Origin of the sequence: Pseudomonas sp. PI1 (assembly GCF_000812405.1) — a bacterium.
GTDB lineage: Bacteria > Pseudomonadota > Gammaproteobacteria > Pseudomonadales > Pseudomonadaceae > Pseudomonas > Pseudomonas citronellolis.
In genome coordinates, this window is the sequence record NZ_JWMC01000007.1 from 13,387 (window position 1) to 31,038 (window position 17,652).

Consider the following 17,652-nt stretch of genomic DNA (forward strand, 5'->3'; position numbering starts at 1 on the left):
CGGCATTTTTTTAAGGGAATGGCATCAGGGCATCTGCCCGGCTCTTCCCCGTGCGCTCGCGCCTATCAGAAGCGATAGGTCACTTGCGCGGTCAGACCGTTGGCGCTGTTGTCGTACTTGGCGCTGTAGGCCGGTTGCAGACCGATGCCGGTGCCGTCCTTGACGTTGACGCTGGCGGTATCTTCCCACAGGTAGGCGTAGGCGAAGTCGACGGTCAGGTCCGGGTTCGGCGACCAGCCGGCGCCGAAGGTGACGATCTGGCGGTCGCCCACCGGGATGCGGACGTTGCGGTAGTCGTTGTCGGTCGGCGACGGGTCGTAGGCATAGCCCGCGCGCAGCACCCATTCCGGGTTCAGCTGGTAGGACGCGCCGATCGAGCCGGACCAGGTGTCGTGCCACTTCAGGTCTTCGCCGATGGTGCCGAAGCCCAGTGCCTGGCCCAGGGCCGGTACGCCGCTGTTGCGCACTTCGATGGCTTCCAGGCGGCTCCAGCGGGTCCACACGGCGCCGATGTAGCCGGTCCACTTGTCGTTGAACTTGTGGGTGATGGAGGTATCCACGGACTCCGGCAGGGTGATGTCCAGCTTGGCGTCGTAGCTGCCGTTCAGGCCCAGGGCGCCAGGGGCATTCTTGACCTTGGTGTGGCCGCCCAGGTGGTAGTCGACCTTGGAGTGGTAGGTCAGGCCCCAGGTGGTGTCGTCGGTCAGGTCGACCATCACGCCCAGGTTGTAGCCCAGCGCGGTGTCGTCGCCCTTGATGTCGATGTGGGTGTCGCCATTGCCGCCGTTGAGCACATTGGTCGCCAGGTCGTTCTTCAACTGGCCGTCGATGCGGTTGAAGGTCGGGCCGAAGCCGACGGAGACCTTGTCGTTGATCTTGTAGGCGATGGTCGGCTGGACGGTGATCACCTGGACCTTGCTGTAGGAGCCGTGGTAGCTGCCCTGGAAGCCGTTCTCGTAGTCGTTGATGATGCCGTAGGGCACGTAGATGCCCAGGCCTACGGTGAAGTCTTCGTTGATCGGCGTGGAGAAGTAGCCGAACGGTACGGCAGCCAGGGGCACGGAATCGCCCTTGTTGGAGCCCGGGCCGGAGGCGCCGCTGATGTCGTCCTTGGCATCGACGATGGCCAGGCCGCCGCTGACTTCGGTGCGCTTGAGCTTGGACAGGCCGGCCGGGTTGCCGTAGATGGTGCTGGCGTCGAGCGCCGAGGAAGCACGGCCCGCGTAGGCGGTGCCGGCGCCGCTGGCGCTTTGTTCGTTGATGGCGATGCCGTTGGCCAGGGCCTGGGCAGAGGCAGCGCTAATCGTCAGTGCGAGAGTGGTTTTGAGCCATGTTGTTTTCATTGTAAGAGCAACTCCTGTGGTCAACGGCGCGCAAGCTACCAAGATTCCCAGGCCTTTGGTAGTACCTCTGGGGGCTCTATATCGGGCATCTGCGCGTAAAGTACCGTCCTTGTGCGAGGTTTTCCCTTCGTTAATGTATGTAAACGAAAGTTGACTGATCGGTCATTGATCGTGGTCAGGCTGCGAGGAGCGAATCGCCGATGTACGCCTGCCAGGCGTCGAGGAAATCACGCAGGTGCCCGTGGGGCTGGAAGACCCGTCGCCAGACCCTGGCCTGGCCGAGGTGATCGCAGGCTTCGGGCAGTGGCAGGCGTTGGGATTCCACCAGCATCCAGGCGATGGCGGTGCTGTAGCGCAGGTTCACGGTCAGTTCCAGGTGCGGAGCGTCGAGGAAGGCGTGCTGGCTGGCCAGGCCGCGCACGCGGCTGGCGAGGTTCGGGTCCAGGGCCAGGTAGCGATCCCAGAGTTGTTGGTGGCGGTGTTCGTCGATGCGGAAAAGGCCGTGTCCGCGGCCGCTGTCCAGGCTGCTGCCAAGCGCCGATTGACAGGCCGCCGCTCCCAGCAACAGCGCCTCGGCCGCCCCGCTGTGACGTTCCAGGTACAGCAGGGTGGGCCGGATGACGTGCTGTCGCAGGTCGCAGGCGGCGATTCCCATGGTCTTGTCCCTCAATGAACGGCGGGGCTGGGCGTCTTGGCAGCTTCTGATGTTCTCCTGGGCCCCGCCGTAAGCGGACTTAGCCGCTCGATTTGAAGTGTAGTGCGATAAACCTGCTGTAAAGGACTGTTTTTAAATTGTTTTGATTTTCTGCAGCGCAGGCATATTCCTCGATGTGATTAACCGGGAATGGGTTACCGCGTCGGGAAAGGAGCCCCAGGCCGCGCCAGATGCGGCCTGGGGCGGCGCGTCAGGCGCCGGTGGCCACCGGGTGCCGCGGGTCGGTGATCCACTCGCTCCAGGAGCCGGCGTAGAGACGACCTAGGGGATAGCCGGCCAGGCTCAGGGCGAACAGGTTGTGGCAGGCGGTGACGCCGGAACCGCAGTAGGCCACCAGCTCCTGGGCCGGGCGGCCGCGCAGCAGGTGGGCGAAGCGCTGGTGCAGCTGCGCCGGCGGCAGGAAGCGGCCGTCGCTGCCGAGGTTGTCGGTGAAGGCCGCGCACTGCGCGCCGGGGATGTGCCCGGCGACCGGGTCGATGGGCTCCACCTCGCCGCGGAAGCGCGGCTCGGCGCGGGCGTCGATCAGCGGCAGCTGCGGGTCGGCCAGCAGCGCCGAGAGTTCGCCGGCGTCGATCAGCAGGCCGTTGTCCGGCTCGCCGTGGAAGGCGCCCGTCGGCACCGCCGGCTCGGCGGTGGTCAGCGGCAGGCCGGCGGCGCGCCAGGCGTTCATGCCGCCGTCGAGCAGGTATACGCCGTCGCGCTTGCCCAGCCACAGCAGCAGCCACCAGGCGCGGGCGGCGAAGGCGCCGGGGCCGTCGTCGTAGAGCACCACTTCGTCGCTGTTGTCCAGGCCCCAGGCGCGCAGGCGCTGGATCAGCGCGTCGGCGTCGGGCAGCGGGTGGCGGCCGGTCGTGCCCTTGACCACCGGGGCCGAGAGGTCGCGTTCGAGGTCGGCGTACTGGGCGCCGGGAATGTGGTTCTCGGCGAACACGCGGGCGCCGTAGCCCGGGTCGTCCAGGGCGAAGCGGCAGTCGAGGATCAGCAGGCCGGGTTCGTCCAGGCGGGCTGCCAGTTGTTGCGGGCTGAGCAGGCGGGCGAGTGACATCGTGCGGGTTCCTGTGTCGTGACGGTTTCCTCGCGCATCATAAGGCTTGTGCAACGGAAAACGCCGGTTCGCGGCGGCTTTCTTCGATCCGATGGAGTTTTCGCCCATGTTCAGTCTGCAACCGGCGACCCAGGCGGCCTCGCGGGCGCGCGTCTGCGCCATCGCCCTGGCGACCGGCCTGATCACCCTCTACTACAGCCTGCTGGTGCTGTCCCTGGCCGCCATCGGCCGCTTGCGCCGCGAGCGCGTGGACCGCTACACCCGCCAATGGTCGGGCCTGCTGCTGCGCCTGGTGCGTATGCGCCTGAGCGTGCACGGGGCCATGCCGGACTTCGGCGACGGGCGGCGCTACATGATCCTCTGCAACCATTCCAGCCACTACGACATCCCGGCCAGCTTCGCCGCGCTGCCCGGCTCGATCCGCATGCTGGCCAAGAGTGAGCTGTACCGCATCCCGGTGCTCGGCCGGGCCATGCGCGCCGCCGAGTTCCCCTCCATCGACCGGCACAACAGCCAGCGCGCCCGCGCCGACCTGCAGCGCGCGCGGCAGATGATGGAGAGCGGCATAGTGCTGTGGGCGGCGCCGGAAGGCACCCGCTCGGACGACGGGCGCCTGCTGCCGTTCAAGAAGGGCTGTTTCCGCCTGGCCCTGGACACCGATGCGGTGATCATCCCGGTGGCCATCCGCGGCATCCACCGGGTGCTGCCGGCGCGCACCTTCGACCTCAACCTGGGCCAGCCGGTGGACCTGCTGGTGGGCCGCCCGGTGGACGCCGCGGCCTTCCACGGGCAGGGCCTGGATGCCCTGATGGGCGAGGTGCGCGGGCGCATGCAGGAACTGCTGGAGCCGGGCGCCGCGAAATGCGCCGAAGCGGCCCGCGAGGAGCCGCTGGCGCTGGGCTGAGATGCTTCAGCGAATCTTCAGGCGGCCGATGCGGTCGTTTTCCAGGCTACCGAAGTAGAGGTAGTCGCCCACCGGCTTGGCCGAGGTGATCATGCGCAGGTGCTGGCCGCTGGTGTCGTGCAGGCTGCGCACGATCTGGCCGTTCTCGTCCACGGCGATGACCAGGCCATAGGGCACCGGCTTGGGCAGCAGCGCGCGCGGCAGCTTGGTCAGCTGGCGCTTGAGCCAGGGCTGGCCGAGGATGAAGTCGGCGTCGGCCTTGCGCGGCGTCGGCAGGGCCACCCAGAAGGTGCCCTTGCGGTCGCCCTGGAGGTTGTCCGGCAGCCCCGGCAGGTTGTCGATGAAGATGTCCTGCTGCCCGGCCTTCGGGCCTTTCAGCCAGTAGCGGGCGATGCGGTAGCGGTAGGTCTCGTTGACCAGCACGAAGTCCTCGTTGGCCGACAGCGTCACGCCGTTGGCGAAGTACAGGTCCTTGAGCAGCGTCTCGGTCTTGCCGGTCGCCGGGTCGTAGCGCAGCAGGCGGCCGTGGGGGCGGGTCTCCAGGTAGTCGAGGATGTAGTCGGGCTGGTGGAAGCGGCTGGAGGCGTCGCTGAAGTAGATGCGCCCGTCGCTGGCGATGTCCAGGTCGTCGGCGAAGGCGAAGGGCAGGCCGTCGGCCTCGGTGCTGAGCACCGTGATCTTGCCCTGCGCGTCGATCTTCAGCAGGCCCTTCCAGGCGTCGGCGACGATCAGGTTGCCCTGGGCGTCGAAGTCCATGCCCAGCGGGCGGCCGCCGGTCTCGGCGAAGGTCGTGACCTGGCCGTTGTCCAGGCGCACCACGCGGCCGTCGTCCAGGCCGGCGTAGACGCGGCCCTGGGCATCCACCGCGGTGTCTTCCGGGCCCTTCACCTGGCCCAGACCGAGCAGCTCGGCCTTCATCAGGGTGTCGTTGGGTTCCAGCACGCCGGTCATCGATGGCGCCGGCGGCGGGTTCCAGGCCACGGGGTCGATGGGGCTGGGGGTGATGGCGAGGTAGACCGCGGCGGCGGCGATCAGCAATACCAGCAGGCTTGCGAATTTCTTCATCATGAAGGCTCTTGTCATGGGTCCTGGGGCAGGAAAGATAAGCCTTCGTTCGCGTCTGTACAGCCTTGTAGGCAAAAGCGGAATGCTCGGACATCATCCAGCCCGATATACTGCGCCCCACGTGAAGCAAGGAGATGTTCGTGAGCGCCCTCGATATCCGGTGGATCCGCGACGATGCCAGCCTGGCGCAGCAATGCCGGGACTGGAAACAAAGGCCGTACCTGGCACTCGATACCGAGTTCATGCGCGTCGATACCTTTTACCCCGAAGCCGGCCTGGTGCAGGTCGGCGACGGCGAGCGGGCGTGGCTGATCGACCCGCTGCTGATCCGCGACTGGTCGCCCTTCGCCGAGGTGCTGGAGGAGCCCTCGGTGGTCAAGGTGTTCCATGCCTGCGGCGAGGACCTGGAAGTCTTCCAGCGCCTGACCGGCAGCCTGCCGCAGCCGCTGTTCGACACCCAACTGGCCGCCGCCTACCTGGGCATGGCGCATTCCATGGGCTATTCCAAACTGGTGCTGGAAATCCTCGGCCTGGACCTGCCCAAGGACGAGACGCGTTCGGACTGGCTGCAGCGCCCGCTGACCGACATGCAGGTGCGCTACGCCGCCGAGGACGTGCAGCACCTGGCCGAGGTCTACGTGAAGCTGGCGCCGCGCCTGCCCGAGCACAAGCTGGCCTGGCTGCTGGCCGATGGCGCCGACCTGGTCGCCAACCAGACCCGCGTCAGCGACCCGCGCCAGGCCTGGCGCGACGTCAAGCTGGCCTGGAAGCTGGCCCCGCAGCAACTCGCCGTGCTGCGTGAACTCTGCGCCTGGCGCGAGGAACAGGCGCGCCTGCGCAACCAGCCGCGCAACCGCATCCTGCGCGAGCAGACGCTGTGGCCGCTGGCGCGCCTGCAGCCGAAGGACAAGCTGGCGCTGTCGCGCATCGACGAGATGCACCCGCGCACCGTGCGCCAGGACGGCGACACCCTGCTGGCGCTGCTCGCCCACGCCGCCGCGCTGCCCGCCGAGCAATGGCCCGAGCCGCTGCCCGAGCCGCTGCCGCGCGAGGTGGCGCCGCTGCTCAAGCAACTGCGCGAGGTCGGCCAGCGCGAGGCCGAGCGCCAGGGCATGGCCCCGGAGCTGATGCTGCGCAAGAAGATTCTCGAGGCGCTGCTCAAGACCGGCTACCCCGATGGCCCCTACCGCCTGCCCGATTCCCTGCAGGGCTGGCGCCGTGAACTGATGGGCCAGGCCCTGCTGGACTGCCTGGCCGCCCCGGAGAAACCATGAAACGCATCTGCTCCATCTACAAGAGCCCGCGCAAGAACGAGATGTACCTGTACGTCGACAAGCGCGAGGCCCTGAGCCGCGTGCCCGAGGCGCTGCTGGCGGCGTTCGGCGCGCCGCAGCACGCCTTCGACCTGGTGCTCAGCCCCGAGCGCAAGCTGGCCCGCGAAGATATCCACAAGGTGCTGGAGAACATCGAGAAGCAGGGTTTCCACCTGCAGATGCCGCCGGCGGAGGAGGAGTACATCGAGCACCTGCCCGAAGAGTTGCTGCGCATGAACGATCCGTTGTAAGCGTCGAAAAGCCGTCGCTTTCGCGAATTGGTACGAAATTGCTGTGCAAGTTGTAGGCTCAAGAGCATTATTGCGTCAGAAATTGCCTGAGCAGGCGGAACGCCTGGGCTTCCTGCCGGTCTACAGGCCCTTCGTTCAACTCGCACAAAATCGCCGCTGCATGCAGGGACGATAACGACAATGCCAATCAACGTGCCTACGCCTTGCCACCCCGGTGCGATCTAGACCATGCGCCTGCTCATCCTCGATCGCGAACACACCCTCTACGCCGCGCTGACCATGGCTGCCGAGCCCGGCCTCAGCGTGGTATCCGGCGACAAACCCGACAACCTCGTCGAGGCCGCCGCCGAATGCCCGGTATGGCTGGGCGAGCCCGACCTGGTGGCGCAGCTGTTGCGCAAGGGCGTGCACCCCGTCTGGGTGCAGTCCACCTGGGCCGGCATCACCCCGCTGCTGGCCGACGACCTGCCCAAGGACTATGCCCTGACCCGCGCGGTGGGCATCTTCGGCCAGGTGATGAGCGAATACCTGCTGACCTACATGCTGGCCCACGAACGCCAGTTCCTCGGCCGCCTGGCCAGCCAGGTCGGCAGCCAGTGGGACGACCGCGCCCCCGGCAGCCTGCGTGGCCGCCACGTGCTGCTGGTGGGCACCGGCGAAATCGGCCTGGCCGTGGCGCACATGCTGGCGGCCTTCGGCGTCGAGCTGACCGGCGTGGCGCGCACGCCGCGGCCGCTGCAGCCATTCCAGCGGGTGGGCGCGCTGGACGAGTTGCCGCGTCTGGTGGAAACCGCCGACTACGTGGTCAACCTGCTGCCCGACACCCCGGATACCCAGGACATCTTCGACCTGGCGCTGTTCCAGCGCATGAAGCCCTCGACGCTGTTCATCAACGCCGGGCGCGGTGTCGCGGTGGTCGATGCCGACCTGATCAGCGCCCTGGAAAACAATCGCCTGGCCGGCGCCGTCATCGATGTCTGCCGCCAGGAGCCGCTGCCGCCGCAGCACCCGTTCTGGAGCGCGCCGCGCCTGCTGCTCACCGGCCACACCGCCGCGCCGACGTTGCCGGGGCCGATGGTGGAGCTGTTCCGCGAGAACCTGTCGCGCTTCTGGGCCGGGCAGCCCATGCGCGGCGAGGTGGACTTCACCCGCGGCTATTGAAAGCGGGCGCCCCGCGCGGGGCGCCCTGTCCCTCACAGGCTGAAATCGCCCTCGGCGGCCAGTTGCTCCAGCGGCCGGCGTGGGCTGGGGACTTCGCGCGCTTGCAGGCTTTCCGAGAGGATCGACTTGTCGCCGAGCCTGCCGATGGCGATGGCTGCGTGGATCTCGTGGTCGTCCGGCACCTTCAGCTCGACGCGGGTGGCCTCGCGGTCGAAGCCGGCCATGCCGTGGCTGTGCCAGCCGGCCAGGCTCGCCTGCAGGGCCAGGAAGCCCCAGGCCGCGCCGGTGTCGAAGGTGTGCCAGAGCGCCGGTTTCTCTTCGCTGGAGCCGGGCGGGGCGAAGGTGGTCTTGGACAGCACTATCACCAGCGCCGCGGCGTTCTGCGCCCAGCCGCGGTTGAACTCGCCCAGCAGGTCCAGGTAGCGCTGCCAGTTCGGCGTGTCGCGGCGCGCGTAGAGGAAGCGCCAGGGCTGCGAGTTGAACGAGGAGGGCGCCCAGCGCGCGGCTTCGAGGAAGCCCAGCAGGGTTTCCTCGGGGATGCTCTCGCCACTGAAGGCGCGGGGCGACCAGCGATTGATGAACAGCGGGTCGATGGGGTAGTCGGCAACGCGGGGATTGGCGCTCATGGCGGCTCCTGCTGGCAAGGGGGATGGTGCCGTGGACGGCTGGACATCGCGGATCGTGGGTGAAGCGAGCGGCCCGCTCGGGCCTGATGGTGGGGGAAAGCTACCCAGCCGCGCGGCCCCTGGCAAGCGCTCCGGCGGTCACCTGCGCTTGGCCGGCGCGGCGCCTGGGCATAGACTTGGCGCCCCCGTGAAAGCCCTACCTAGAAAAACGATGGCCGCCAAAGTCGAACCCTTCTGGAAACGCAAGACCCTCGAACAGCTCGATCAGCAGGAGTGGGAGTCGCTGTGCGACGGCTGCGGCCTGTGCTGCCTGCAGAAGCTCGAGGACGAGGACGACGGCACCGTCTACTACACGCGCATCGCCTGCAAGTTGCTGGACCTGAAGACCTGCCGCTGCACCGACTACGCCAACCGCCGCGCCAGCGTGCCCGACTGCATCCAGCTCACCCCGGCCCAGGCCGATGAGTTCCGCTGGCTGCCGCCGACCTGCGGCTACCGCCTGGTGGCCGAGGGCAAGGACCTGCCGCTTTGGCATCACCTGGTCTGCGGCGATCCCGATGCGGTGCATCATGAGCGGATTTCGCAGTCGGGGCGGATGCTCAGCGAGACTGTGGTGGCCGAGGATGACTGGGAAGAGCATCTGATCTTCCGGGCGGGGTGAGGTGCTGGGCGGGAATTGATTTTCGTGGGAGAGAGCTTGCTCGCGAATCTTGTCCCTTCGCGCTTCCCTTAACCTCGTTATTCCCGCGAATGCGGGAGCCCAGTGGCGTGGGGGCTTGGTGTAGCGCGCCGCTCCGAGTCTGCCCGACCGTCTTGTTTCGCCCCCTCGGGCGAGTCACTTTTGTCAGTCGCCACAAAAGTAACCAAAAAGGCTTGCCCCGGCATACGGGCCCGATGGAGCCGGGCTACCCTCACGAACTCCCCCGCCACGGAGGCCCGCCCCGAGGGTACGTCCCTGTAGCCCATCGGGGCTCTCGCGACATCCATGTCGCATAACCTCCTGAGCGGGGGTTTCGCTCGGCCTGCTGAAGGGGCGTTTGGGTGCGCTCGGATGTTTCTCTGGAAACCCGAATCGCGGACAAGGTCCGCTCCTACGGTTACAGGGAAGCACGGGCGTAGGAGCGGACCTTGTCCGCGATGGGGTTTACCGGCCACGCCGGACGCCCCGGTGGCACGAACAGCCCCCTCTCCCGCTTGCGGGAGAGGGCTGGGGTGAGGGTGCTCTTGAATATAGAAACCACGCGAACAGCAACACACCGAACCGGCTCTTCTCCCACCCCGGCTCAGCGCCAGACAGGCTCTATGCCACCTGGCATCAGGCCGCCTCCAGCAGGCCCAGCACCTTGAGCACGAAGGCGTATTCCAGGGCCACGTCCTTCAGCCCCTGGTAGCGCCCGCTCATGCCGCCGTGGCCGGCGCCCAGGTCGGTCTTGAGCAGCAGCAGGTTGTCGTCGGTCTTGCTGGCGCGCAGCTTGGCCACCCACTTGGCCGCTTCCCAGTACTGCACGCGGCTGTCGTTGTAGCCGGCCACCACCAGCAGCGCCGGGTAGTCCTGGGCGCAGACGTTCTCGTAGGGCGCGTAGGCGCGGATGCGCTCGTACACCTCGTGCTCCTGCGGGTTGCCCCACTCGTCGTACTCGGTGACGGTCAGCGGCAGGTCCGGGTCGAGCATGGTGTTGAGCACGTCGACGAAGGGCACCTCGGCGATGCACGCGGCGAACTGCTGCGGGCGTTGGTTGAGCACCGCGCCCATCAGCAGGCCGCCGGCGCTGCCGCCGCTGATCACGGTCTGCTTCGGCGTGCTGTAGCCCTCGGCGCAGAGGTGCTCGGCGCAGGCGATGAAGTCGCTGAAGCTGTTCTGCTTGTTGGCCAGCTTGCCGGCGCGGTACCAGGCCTCGCCCAGTTCGCCGCCGCCGCGCACGTGGGCGATGGCGAAGACGAAGCCGCGTTCCAGCAGGCTCAGGCGGGCGTGGGAGAACCAGGGATCGAGGCTCGCCCCGTAGGCGCCGTAGCCATACAGGTACAGCGGCGCCGGGCGGCCGGCGGCGATGCCCTGCAGCACCTCGCGGCGCGCCACCAGGCTGATCGGCACCTGCACGCCGTCGACGCTGCTGGCCCAGAGCCGGCGGCTTTCGTAGGCGTCGGCGTCGAAGGGGCCTTCCACCGGGGTTTCCTTGAGCACCTGCTGGGCGCCGTTGAGCAGACCCAGCTGGCGGATCTGCGCCGGACGGTTGAGCGCCTCGTAGCGCAGGCGGATGACCGGGCTGTGGAATTCCAGGCTGTCCTGCACGTACAGGTTGTAGGCCGCGTCCGGCAGCTCTACGCGGCGCGGCGCCTGGCCGGCGGCGTGGACCTCGACGATCGGCAGGCCGCCCTCGCGCAGGCTGAGGGTGAAGGCGTCCTGGTTGAGGGTGAGGTCTTCGAGCATCACACTGTCGCGGTGGGCGATCAGTTCGCGCCAGTGCTCGCGGCCGGGCGCCGCTTCGCTGGCGCTGTAGAGGGCGAAGTTGATGCCGCTCTGGTTGCTGCGGATGAACCAGGTCCATTCGCCGTCCAGCAGGCCGTGGTCGACGTGGTACTCGTGCTCTTCCTGGCGCGGGGCGACGCAGCGGAATTCGCCGCGCGGCTGTTCGGCGTCCAGTACCCAGGCCTCGCTGGTGGTCTTGCTACCCAGCAGCAGCACCAGCTGGCGCTCGGAGCTGGCGCGGTAGCAATGCAGGAAGAAGCGCCCGTCGCGCTCCTCGAACACCTGCTCGGCGCCGGGTTCGCCCAGGGTGTGGCGGTACAGCTTGTGCGGGCGGTGGGTGTCATCCAGCTCGCCGAAGAACAGGGTGCGGCTGTCGTTGGCCCAGGTCATGCTGCCGTCGCAATCGTCGAAGGGCAGTTCCTCCACGGCGCCGCTGGCCAGGTCCTTGACGTACAGGCGGTAGATCTCGTCGCCGCTGGTGTCCAGGCTGTAGGCCAGGCGCGAGTGGTCGGGGCTGATGCTGAAGGCGCCGAGGGAGAGGAAGCCGCCGGCGGCCAGTTCGTTGGGGTCCAGCAGCAGTTGCTCGGCGCTTTCGTCCACGCTCAGCGAGTCGTCGGCCGGGCGCGGGCAGCGGTAGTGGCGCGGGTACTCGTCGCCGGCGGTGGTGCGCTGGTAGTACAGCCACGGGCCCCAGGGCGAGGGCAGCGACAGGTCGGTCTCGCGGATGCGGCCCTTGATCTCCTGGAACAGCTCCTCGCGCAGCTCGGCCTGGCCGGCCAGTTCGGTTTCGAGGTAGGCGTTTTCCGCCTTCAGGTAGTCGAGCACTTCGGCGCTGTCGCGCTGCTGCAGCCAGGCGTAGGGATCGGCGGCGGCTTCGCGGCGGGCGACGGGGGGCTGGCGGTCGGTCATGGCGGCTCCTTGGCGGGGCAGGGGTGACACCCGGCTGCGCACCCGTGGGGAAAAGCGGCTATCATAAGCCCCCTTCCGCCGCCATCGCACGCACGCGCATGAACGAACACGATTATCAACTCGCCTGGGGCGTCTACCTGTTCGCCGCTTTCGGACTCCTGGTCGTCTGGTTCCTGATGACCGGCTGGATGTGGCGCTGGCTGCGCGAACCGCTGCGGGTGATCGTGCTCGTGCTGTTGTTCACTCCGACGCCGGTCGACCCGGCCAACAACGAATACGCCCCGGCCATCGCCATCACCGCCCTGGACGTGCTGTTCAAGGTCGGCAACAACGCCTGGCGCGCCGTGTCCGACCTGGCCCTGGTGCTGCTGGCGGCCTTCGTCGTGTACCTGATCTTCGTCGCCGTGCGCTGGCCCATCGAGCGCGCCGCGCGCAACCGCCGCCAGCGCGCCGAGGCGGAGAACGAGCCGACCATGCGCCAGCTCATGCAGCCGCAGCTGATGCCCGACGTGGACGACAGCCGCGCCGACGAGCGCAACGGCAACCGCGGCATGCGCATCGAACCGCGCCTCTGAGCGAGCCCGGCGGCGCCCTTGCGCGGCGCCCGCCCGGCGTTCAGCATGGCGGCATAGCCGTAGCGGAACGAGCCCAATGCAGCCCAGGACCTCCACGCCAGGCCGGCGCCTGATTTCCCCTTTCACCTTCCACCGCGTGCCGGGCGACCGCCTGCCACAGGAGCGCTGACCATGTGCGAACTGCTCGGCATGAGCGCCAACGTCCCCACCGACATCGTCTTCAGCTTCACCGGCCTGATGCAGCGCGGCGGCGGCACCGGCCCGCACCGCGACGGCTGGGGCATCGCCTTCTACGAGGGACGCGGCGTGCGCCTGTTCCAGGACCCGAGCGCCAGCGTCGAGTCGGAGGTGGCGCGCCTGGTGCAGCGCTACCCGATCAAGAGCGAGACGGTGATCGGCCACATCCGCCAGGCCAACGTCGGCAAGGTCTGCCTGTCCAACACCCACCCCTTCGTGCGCGAACTGGGCGGGCGCTACTGGACCTTCGCGCACAACGGCCAGCTGGCCGACTTCGCGCCGCCGCCGGGGCTGTACCGGCCGGTGGGCGACACCGATAGCGAGGCGGCCTTCTGCGACCTGCTCAACCGCGTGCGCCGGGCCTTCCCCGAGCCGGTGCCGGTGGAGGTGCTGCTGCCGACGCTGGTCTGCGCCTGCGCCGAGTACCGGCAGAAGGGCGTGTTCAACTGCCTGCTGAGCGACGGTGATTGGCTGTTCACCTTCTGCTCCAGCAAGCTGGCGTACATTACCCGCCGCGCGCCCTTCGGCCCGGCGCGGCTGAAGGACGCCGACCTGACCGTGGACTTCCAGTCCGAGACCACGCCAAACGACGTGGTCACGGTGATCGCCACCGAACCGCTGACCGACAACGAGCACTGGTCGGTGCAGCAGAGCGGCGAGTGGATGCTCTGGTGGCGCGGCGAGATTCTCGACCAGGGCCGCGTCTGAGAGGGGGACTCCCATGTTGCGCAGCTATATCCGCCTGGTGCTTTTCGCCCTCGGCCTGCTGGTCGGGGTGCAGGTGCCGGGTTTCATCAAGGACTATTCGATCCGCGTCGACGCCCACCGCCAGGAGGCCCTGCAGGCCCTGGAGGGCTATCGCAACACCGCCGGGCAGTACTTCCAGGGCGACCTCGACGCCCTGGTGGCGCACTACCGCGGCAGCCCGGACCCGGTGTTCCAGCGCGACGGCGACAACGTCGAGCGCCTGCTGCGCCGCGCCAAGCTGTTCGACAAGGAATGGCAGGCCCTGCAGGGCCCCTGGTACGCCCGCGCCTGGCATTTGCTGAGCGCGCCGAACCGCGAGCTGCTGCAGGAGACCCTCGACGGCTACAGCTACCAGGTGGTGCTGGCGCCGAAGGCCATCGGCTGGGCCTTGGGCGGCGGTTTGCTGCTGGCCTGGATCGTCGAGCTGCTGATCGTTTCGGTCGGGGCGCTGGCGGGGCTGGGGGACAACCGCAACGTCGCGCGGCGGCATTGGAGCTGATGAGGGCCGGTTGGACGCCGTGCGGGACGGGGAGGGCGGTCAGGCGGCGGATAACCGCGAACGGTTATTCGCCCTACGTCCATGATGGTCCTCGCGTAGGGCGGATAACGCCACGGCGTTATCCGCCGTTTTCCTAACCGCGGGCGTTGATGGCCCGCTGGTTGGAGGCGTAGATGTTGTCGCGCTCCAGGGCCTTGCCGCTTGCCACCGCCGCCAGCCAGTCGGCGGTGCTGGCCACCGCGGCGAACGACGAATGCAGCACCACGCTGAACACCCGGTGGATTTCCTCGGCAGTGGCCGCGCCCGCGCTGTTGGCGTAGGGCAGCGAGCCGCTGGCGTCGTCGAGGAATTCCACCTGCCAGCCTTCGTGGGCGGCCTGGCGGGCGGTGGAGTCGTCGCAGTTGTGCGTCATGTAGCCGACCAGCGTCAGGGTGTCGACGCCGCGTTCGCGCAGCCAGTCGCCCAGCCCGGTGCCGCTGAGGGCGCTGGCCTTGCTCTTGTCCAGCAGCAGGTCGCGGGGGCGCTCGGCCACCTGCGGGTGCAGTTCCACGCCGTGGCTGCCGGGGGCAAAGATGGGCGCGCCGGCCGGCGCCTGGTGGCGCACCACCACCACCGGGATGCCGGCGGCGTGGGCGGCGTCCATGGCGCGCAGGATGTTCGGCAGCGAGTCGCCGACCGGCGGGTATTCGATGCGCAGGTTGCCGCTGAAGTACTCGTTCTGCACGTCGATGACGATCAGGGCGCGTTTCGGGGCGTTGCTCATGCTGGGTGTCTCCGCTGGAGTGGGGATGGGGCCATTCTGCGCAGGGGCCGGCGGTCGGCGTGAGTGGCCCGCAAGACAGCTTTCGCTAGAATCGGGCCAAAGCCTTGCCCGGATGATGCCCATGGAAACCCATCGCGTGGCCGTGGTGGCCTTCGACCAGATCAGCCCCTTCCACCTCTCGGTGCCCTGCCTGGTGTTCGGCGAGGGCGACCCGGGAGGGACGCGCACGCGCTTCGAATTGCAGGTCTGCGCCGCCGAGCCGGGGCCGCTGAACACCACGGCCGGCTTCGCCATCGATACGCGCCACGGCCTGGAGGCGCTGGAAACCGCCGATACCCTGATAGTGCCGAGCTGGCGCGAGCCGGCGGAACGCCCGCCGCAGGCCCTGCTCGACGCCCTGGTGGCTGCGCATGCGCGCGGCGCGCAACTGGTGGGCCTGTGCCTGGGCGCCTTCGTGCTGGCCGAGGCCGGTCTGTTGGACGGTCGCCGGGCCACCACCCATTGGCTGTGGGCGGACTATTTCACCCAGCGTTATCCCCAGGTGCGGGTGGAGCCGGACGTGCTCTACGTCGACGATGGCCCGATCCTCACCTCCGCCGGCACCGTGGCCGGCATCGACTGCTGCCTGCACCTGCTGCGCCAGCGCTGCGGCGCCGGCCTGAGCAACCAGCAGGCCCGCCGCCTGGTGGTGGCGCCGCACCGCCAGGGCGGCCAGGCCCAGTTCATCGAACAGCCGCTGCCGGCCACGGCGCGGGACAACCGCCTTTCCGGCCTGCTCGACTGGGTACGCGAACGCCTCGACCAGCCCCACGACCTGGACAGCCTGGCCGAACGCGCGCTGATGAGCCGGCGCAGCTTCAGCCGGCACTTCCGCCAGCTCACCGGCAGCACCCTGGGCGACTGGCTGCGCGGCGAACGCCTGGCCCTGGCGCAGCGGCTGCTGGAGTCCACCGAGCAGCCGATCCCGGATGTGGCGGCGCTGGCGGGGTTCGGTTCGGTGGCTTCGTTGCGGCAGCATTTCAGCGCGGCGCTGGGGGTGTCGCCGAGTGCCTATCGGCAGGCGTTTCGGGAGTGAGCGGGGGCTCCGGCGCGGCCGGGAAATCTACGGTTACAGGGAAGCACGGCTTTTCGTAGGATGGCGTTGAGCGAAGCGATACCCATCACCACGGCAGCATGGGTATCGCAAGCTCAACCCATCCTGCGAGGAGCACCTCGGCGCAAGCGGACTCTATCCGCGATTCGGCGGCGTTATCCGCCCTACGGATTTCCAGGGAAGGTTCCTACTCCGCCAAAGCCTTCTCCGGCAACTCATTACGCCGATAGGGGAACACGTCTATCACCTTGCCCGCCCGTATCTGCGCCTGCAGCCCCTTCCAGTAATCCGCGTCATAGAGATCGCCATGCAACTTGGCGAACAACCGACGCAGCTTCAGATCGACGAACAGGAAACGCGGAAACTCCTCGGGAAACACATCCATCGGCCCCACCGAATACCAGGGCTCGGAAGACATCTCATCCTCCTCGTAGCGCGGCGGCGGGATGTGGCGGAAGTTCACCTCGGTGAGGTAGCTGATCTCGTCGTAGTCATAGAACACCACGCGGCCGTGGCGGGTGACGCCGAAGTTCTTCAGCAGCATGTCGCCGGGGAAGATGTTCGCCGCTGCCAGCTGCTTGATGGCCAGGCCGTAGTCGTACAGCGCCTCGTGCACCTGGGCCTCGGTGGCGTGCTCCAGGTAGAGGTTCAGCGGGGTCATGCGGCGCTCGGTCCAGCAGTGGCGGATCAGCACCACGTCGCCTTCCATCACCACCGTGGAAGGCGCCACCTGCAGCAGTTCGGCCAGGCACTCGGGCTCGAACTTGGCCACCGGGAAGCGGAAGTCGGCGAACTGCTGGGTGTCGGCCAGGCGGCCGACGCGGTCGTGGTTCTTCACCAGTTGGTACTTCTGCACCACGGTGGCGTGGTCCACGGTCTTGGCCGGGTTGAAGTTGTCCTTGATGATCTTGAACACGGTGTTGAAGCCGGGCAGGGTGAACACGCTCATTACCATGCCGCGCACGCCGGGGGCCATGACGAAGCGGTCGTCGGTGCTCGCCAGGTGGTTGATCAGCGCGCGGTAGAACTCGCTCTTGCCCTGCTTGTAGAAGCCGATGGAGGTGTACAGCTCGGCGATGTGCTTGCCCGGCAGCAGGCGCTTGAGGAAGGCCACCAGCTCCGCCGGCACCGGCACGTCGACCATGAAGTAGGAGCGGGTGAAGGAGAAGATGATCGATACCTCCGCCTCGTCGGTGATCACGGTGTCGAAGCGGATGCCGCGGCCCTCGCGGTGGATCAGCGGGAACACCAGCGGCCACTGCTCGTCGGGGGTGAACAGGCGGCCCACCAGATAGGCGCCCTTGTTGCGGTAGAACACCGAGCCGATCAGCTCCAGGGCCAGCTCCGGGTCCTTGCACACCCAGTCCGGCAGGTTGCTGTGCAGCAGGGCGTCCAGGCGCGCCAGGTCGCCTTCGGCATCCTCGTAGGGCACCTGGAAGCGGTAGTCGGCGAAGATCTGCTGCAGCGCCTGGCGCAGGTTGCCCCGGGGCCGGTAGAGGCGGGTGTGCGGGTCGCGCGCGTGGGGCCGCAGCGACGGCCGCGTGGTGTGCACGAACATGGTGCCGTCGCTGATGTTGTCGTGGCTGAACAGGCCGCAGAAGATCGAGTTGAACCAGGTTTCCGCCAGCTCGTCGTCGTTGCGCGGGTCGATCAGGACGATGTAGGCGCTCTTGATCAGCGGCCAGCGCTCCACGTCCAGCAACTCCGCGGGGCTGAAGCGGCTGCCGACCCGCGCCACCGTCTCGGCGACCTTCTCCTCGTAGAGGTCGATGCGCTCGGCCGAGGTCCGCTGGATCTCCTGCCACTGCGCCTGCTCGAAGCGCGCCTGGGCGCCGTCGGTGATCTGCTTGAAGCGCTCGCGGTAGACGTCGAAGCCGTCGAGGATGGTCTGCGCGATCTGGGCATGGCTCATGGGGCGCATCTCGTTCATGGGATGTGC

Annotated in this window: 17 protein-coding genes; 9 read left to right on the top strand and 8 right to left on the bottom strand. The window is 68.0% G+C overall.

The features are described 5' to 3' along the window. Window positions 1-65 precede the first annotated feature (65 nt). The 3 genes from RN02_RS01740 to RN02_RS01750 form a co-directional block, all read right to left on the bottom strand. Window positions 66-1,343 (bottom strand): outer membrane protein transport protein, encoded by a 1,278-nt coding sequence (locus RN02_RS01740; protein ID WP_043312770.1) that lies wholly within the window; start codon window positions 1,341-1,343, stop codon window positions 66-68. Window positions 1,344-1,518: 175 nt separating this feature from the next. Continuing rightward, window positions 1,519-1,998 (bottom strand): hypothetical protein, encoded by a 480-nt coding sequence (locus RN02_RS01745; protein WP_009623606.1) that lies wholly within the window; start codon window positions 1,996-1,998, stop codon window positions 1,519-1,521. A 250-nt stretch (window positions 1,999-2,248) separates the two neighbouring features. After that, window positions 2,249-3,103 carry a sulfurtransferase gene (locus tag RN02_RS01750; RefSeq protein ID WP_043312772.1) on the bottom strand — a complete coding sequence of 285 codons (855 nt, stop codon included), beginning with the start codon at window positions 3,101-3,103 and terminating at the stop codon, window positions 2,249-2,251. A gap of 106 nt (window positions 3,104-3,209) precedes the next feature. Here RN02_RS01750 and RN02_RS01755 point away from each other — a divergent pair, with 106 nt between their 5' ends. Beyond that, the gene (locus RN02_RS01755; RefSeq protein ID WP_043312774.1) at window positions 3,210-4,007 is read left to right on the top strand and encodes a lysophospholipid acyltransferase family protein; all 798 of its coding nucleotides are present in this window, start codon (window positions 3,210-3,212) and stop codon (window positions 4,005-4,007) included. Window positions 4,008-4,013: 6 nt separating this feature from the next. Here RN02_RS01755 and RN02_RS01760 read toward each other — a convergent pair whose 3' ends face one another. Then, the gene (locus RN02_RS01760; protein WP_043312859.1) at window positions 4,014-5,072 is read right to left on the bottom strand and encodes an SMP-30/gluconolactonase/LRE family protein; all 1,059 of its coding nucleotides are present in this window, start codon (window positions 5,070-5,072) and stop codon (window positions 4,014-4,016) included. 134 nt (window positions 5,073-5,206) lie between these two features. On the opposite strand from RN02_RS01760, the gene rnd reads away from it, so the two are divergent. From rnd to RN02_RS01775, 3 genes are all read left to right on the top strand, one after another. Next, window positions 5,207-6,346, top strand: a complete 1,140-nt coding sequence (rnd, locus tag RN02_RS01765; RefSeq protein ID WP_043312775.1) for a ribonuclease D — start codon at window positions 5,207-5,209, stop codon at window positions 6,344-6,346. Then, window positions 6,343-6,636 (top strand): YcgL domain-containing protein, encoded by a 294-nt coding sequence (locus tag RN02_RS01770; RefSeq protein ID WP_043312776.1) that lies wholly within the window; start codon window positions 6,343-6,345, stop codon window positions 6,634-6,636. Before rnd ends, RN02_RS01770 begins: the two co-directional genes overlap by 4 nt. Window positions 6,637-6,864: 228 nt before the next feature. Further along, a complete protein-coding gene (locus tag RN02_RS01775; protein WP_009623594.1) occupies window positions 6,865-7,797 on the top strand; it encodes a D-2-hydroxyacid dehydrogenase in 933 nt (310 codons plus the stop codon). A gap of 32 nt (window positions 7,798-7,829) precedes the next feature. Here the strand turns inward: RN02_RS01775 and RN02_RS01780 are convergent, their stop codons facing one another. Further along, window positions 7,830-8,423 carry a nitroreductase family protein gene (locus RN02_RS01780; protein ID WP_043312777.1) on the bottom strand — a complete coding sequence of 198 codons (594 nt, stop codon included), beginning with the start codon at window positions 8,421-8,423 and terminating at the stop codon, window positions 7,830-7,832. Window positions 8,424-8,634: 211 nt separating this feature from the next. Here RN02_RS01780 and RN02_RS01785 point away from each other — a divergent pair, with 211 nt between their 5' ends. Then, window positions 8,635-9,084 (top strand): YcgN family cysteine cluster protein, encoded by a 450-nt coding sequence (locus tag RN02_RS01785; protein WP_009623592.1) that lies wholly within the window; start codon window positions 8,635-8,637, stop codon window positions 9,082-9,084. A gap of 654 nt (window positions 9,085-9,738) precedes the next feature. Here RN02_RS01785 and RN02_RS01790 read toward each other — a convergent pair. Then, complete coding sequence (locus RN02_RS01790; RefSeq protein WP_043312779.1) at window positions 9,739-11,799, bottom strand: S9 family peptidase; 2,061 nt, start codon at window positions 11,797-11,799, stop codon at window positions 9,739-9,741. 98 nt (window positions 11,800-11,897) lie between these two features. Between RN02_RS01790 and RN02_RS01795 the strand changes: the two genes are divergently transcribed. The 3 genes from RN02_RS01795 (at window position 11,898) to RN02_RS01805 (ending at window position 13,857) form a co-directional block, all read left to right on the top strand. Then, window positions 11,898-12,374 carry a hypothetical protein gene (locus RN02_RS01795; RefSeq protein ID WP_009623590.1) on the top strand — a complete coding sequence of 159 codons (477 nt, stop codon included), beginning with the start codon at window positions 11,898-11,900 and terminating at the stop codon, window positions 12,372-12,374. Between the two features lie 171 nt (window positions 12,375-12,545). Beyond that, window positions 12,546-13,319 (top strand): class II glutamine amidotransferase, encoded by a 774-nt coding sequence (locus RN02_RS01800; protein WP_009623588.1) that lies wholly within the window; start codon window positions 12,546-12,548, stop codon window positions 13,317-13,319. Window positions 13,320-13,332: 13 nt separating this feature from the next. Beyond that, window positions 13,333-13,857, top strand: a complete 525-nt coding sequence (locus RN02_RS01805; RefSeq protein ID WP_043312780.1) for a DUF2937 family protein — start codon at window positions 13,333-13,335, stop codon at window positions 13,855-13,857. A 133-nt stretch (window positions 13,858-13,990) separates the two neighbouring features. Here the strand turns inward: RN02_RS01805 and RN02_RS01810 are convergent, their stop codons facing one another. Beyond that, window positions 13,991-14,620: a cysteine hydrolase family protein gene (locus RN02_RS01810; protein WP_043312782.1), complete on the bottom strand. Its 630-nt coding sequence runs from the start codon at window positions 14,618-14,620 to the stop codon at window positions 13,991-13,993. Between the two features lie 121 nt (window positions 14,621-14,741). On the opposite strand from RN02_RS01810, the gene RN02_RS01815 reads away from it, so the two are divergent. Continuing rightward, a complete protein-coding gene (locus RN02_RS01815; RefSeq protein ID WP_043312784.1) occupies window positions 14,742-15,695 on the top strand; it encodes a GlxA family transcriptional regulator in 954 nt (317 codons plus the stop codon). A 205-nt stretch (window positions 15,696-15,900) separates the two neighbouring features. Here RN02_RS01815 and aceK read toward each other — a convergent pair whose 3' ends face one another. Then, window positions 15,901-17,625 carry a bifunctional isocitrate dehydrogenase kinase/phosphatase gene (aceK, locus tag RN02_RS01820; protein WP_411392954.1) on the bottom strand — a complete coding sequence of 575 codons (1,725 nt, stop codon included), beginning with the start codon at window positions 17,623-17,625 and terminating at the stop codon, window positions 15,901-15,903. Window positions 17,626-17,652: the final 27 nt, after the last annotated feature.

What these genes read in the sequence shown, in the direction of transcription:
- RN02_RS01740 (WP_043312770.1), bottom strand. Translation starts at nt 1,343, where the DNA reads ATGAAAACAACATGGCTCAAAACCACTCTCGCACTGACGATTAGCGCT.
- RN02_RS01745 (WP_009623606.1), bottom strand. Translation starts at nt 1,998, where the DNA reads ATGGGAATCGCCGCCTGCGACCTGCGACAGCACGTCATCCGGCCCACC.
- RN02_RS01750 (WP_043312772.1), bottom strand. Translation starts at nt 3,103, where the DNA reads ATGTCACTCGCCCGCCTGCTCAGCCCGCAACAACTGGCAGCCCGCCTG.
- RN02_RS01755 (WP_043312774.1), top strand. Translation starts at nt 3,210, where the DNA reads ATGTTCAGTCTGCAACCGGCGACCCAGGCGGCCTCGCGGGCGCGCGTC.
- RN02_RS01760 (WP_043312859.1), bottom strand. Translation starts at nt 5,072, where the DNA reads ATGAAGAAATTCGCAAGCCTGCTGGTATTGCTGATCGCCGCCGCCGCG.
- rnd (WP_043312775.1), top strand. Translation starts at nt 5,207, where the DNA reads ATGTTCGTGAGCGCCCTCGATATCCGGTGGATCCGCGACGATGCCAGC.
- RN02_RS01770 (WP_043312776.1), top strand. Translation starts at nt 6,343, where the DNA reads ATGAAACGCATCTGCTCCATCTACAAGAGCCCGCGCAAGAACGAGATG.
- RN02_RS01775 (WP_009623594.1), top strand. Translation starts at nt 6,865, where the DNA reads ATGCGCCTGCTCATCCTCGATCGCGAACACACCCTCTACGCCGCGCTG.
- RN02_RS01780 (WP_043312777.1), bottom strand. Translation starts at nt 8,423, where the DNA reads ATGAGCGCCAATCCCCGCGTTGCCGACTACCCCATCGACCCGCTGTTC.
- RN02_RS01785 (WP_009623592.1), top strand. Translation starts at nt 8,635, where the DNA reads ATGGCCGCCAAAGTCGAACCCTTCTGGAAACGCAAGACCCTCGAACAG.
- RN02_RS01790 (WP_043312779.1), bottom strand. Translation starts at nt 11,799, where the DNA reads ATGACCGACCGCCAGCCCCCCGTCGCCCGCCGCGAAGCCGCCGCCGAT.
- RN02_RS01795 (WP_009623590.1), top strand. Translation starts at nt 11,898, where the DNA reads ATGAACGAACACGATTATCAACTCGCCTGGGGCGTCTACCTGTTCGCC.
- RN02_RS01800 (WP_009623588.1), top strand. Translation starts at nt 12,546, where the DNA reads ATGTGCGAACTGCTCGGCATGAGCGCCAACGTCCCCACCGACATCGTC.
- RN02_RS01805 (WP_043312780.1), top strand. Translation starts at nt 13,333, where the DNA reads ATGTTGCGCAGCTATATCCGCCTGGTGCTTTTCGCCCTCGGCCTGCTG.
- RN02_RS01810 (WP_043312782.1), bottom strand. Translation starts at nt 14,620, where the DNA reads ATGAGCAACGCCCCGAAACGCGCCCTGATCGTCATCGACGTGCAGAAC.
- RN02_RS01815 (WP_043312784.1), top strand. Translation starts at nt 14,742, where the DNA reads ATGGAAACCCATCGCGTGGCCGTGGTGGCCTTCGACCAGATCAGCCCC.
- aceK (WP_411392954.1), bottom strand. Translation starts at nt 17,625, where the DNA reads ATGAGCCATGCCCAGATCGCGCAGACCATCCTCGACGGCTTCGACGTC.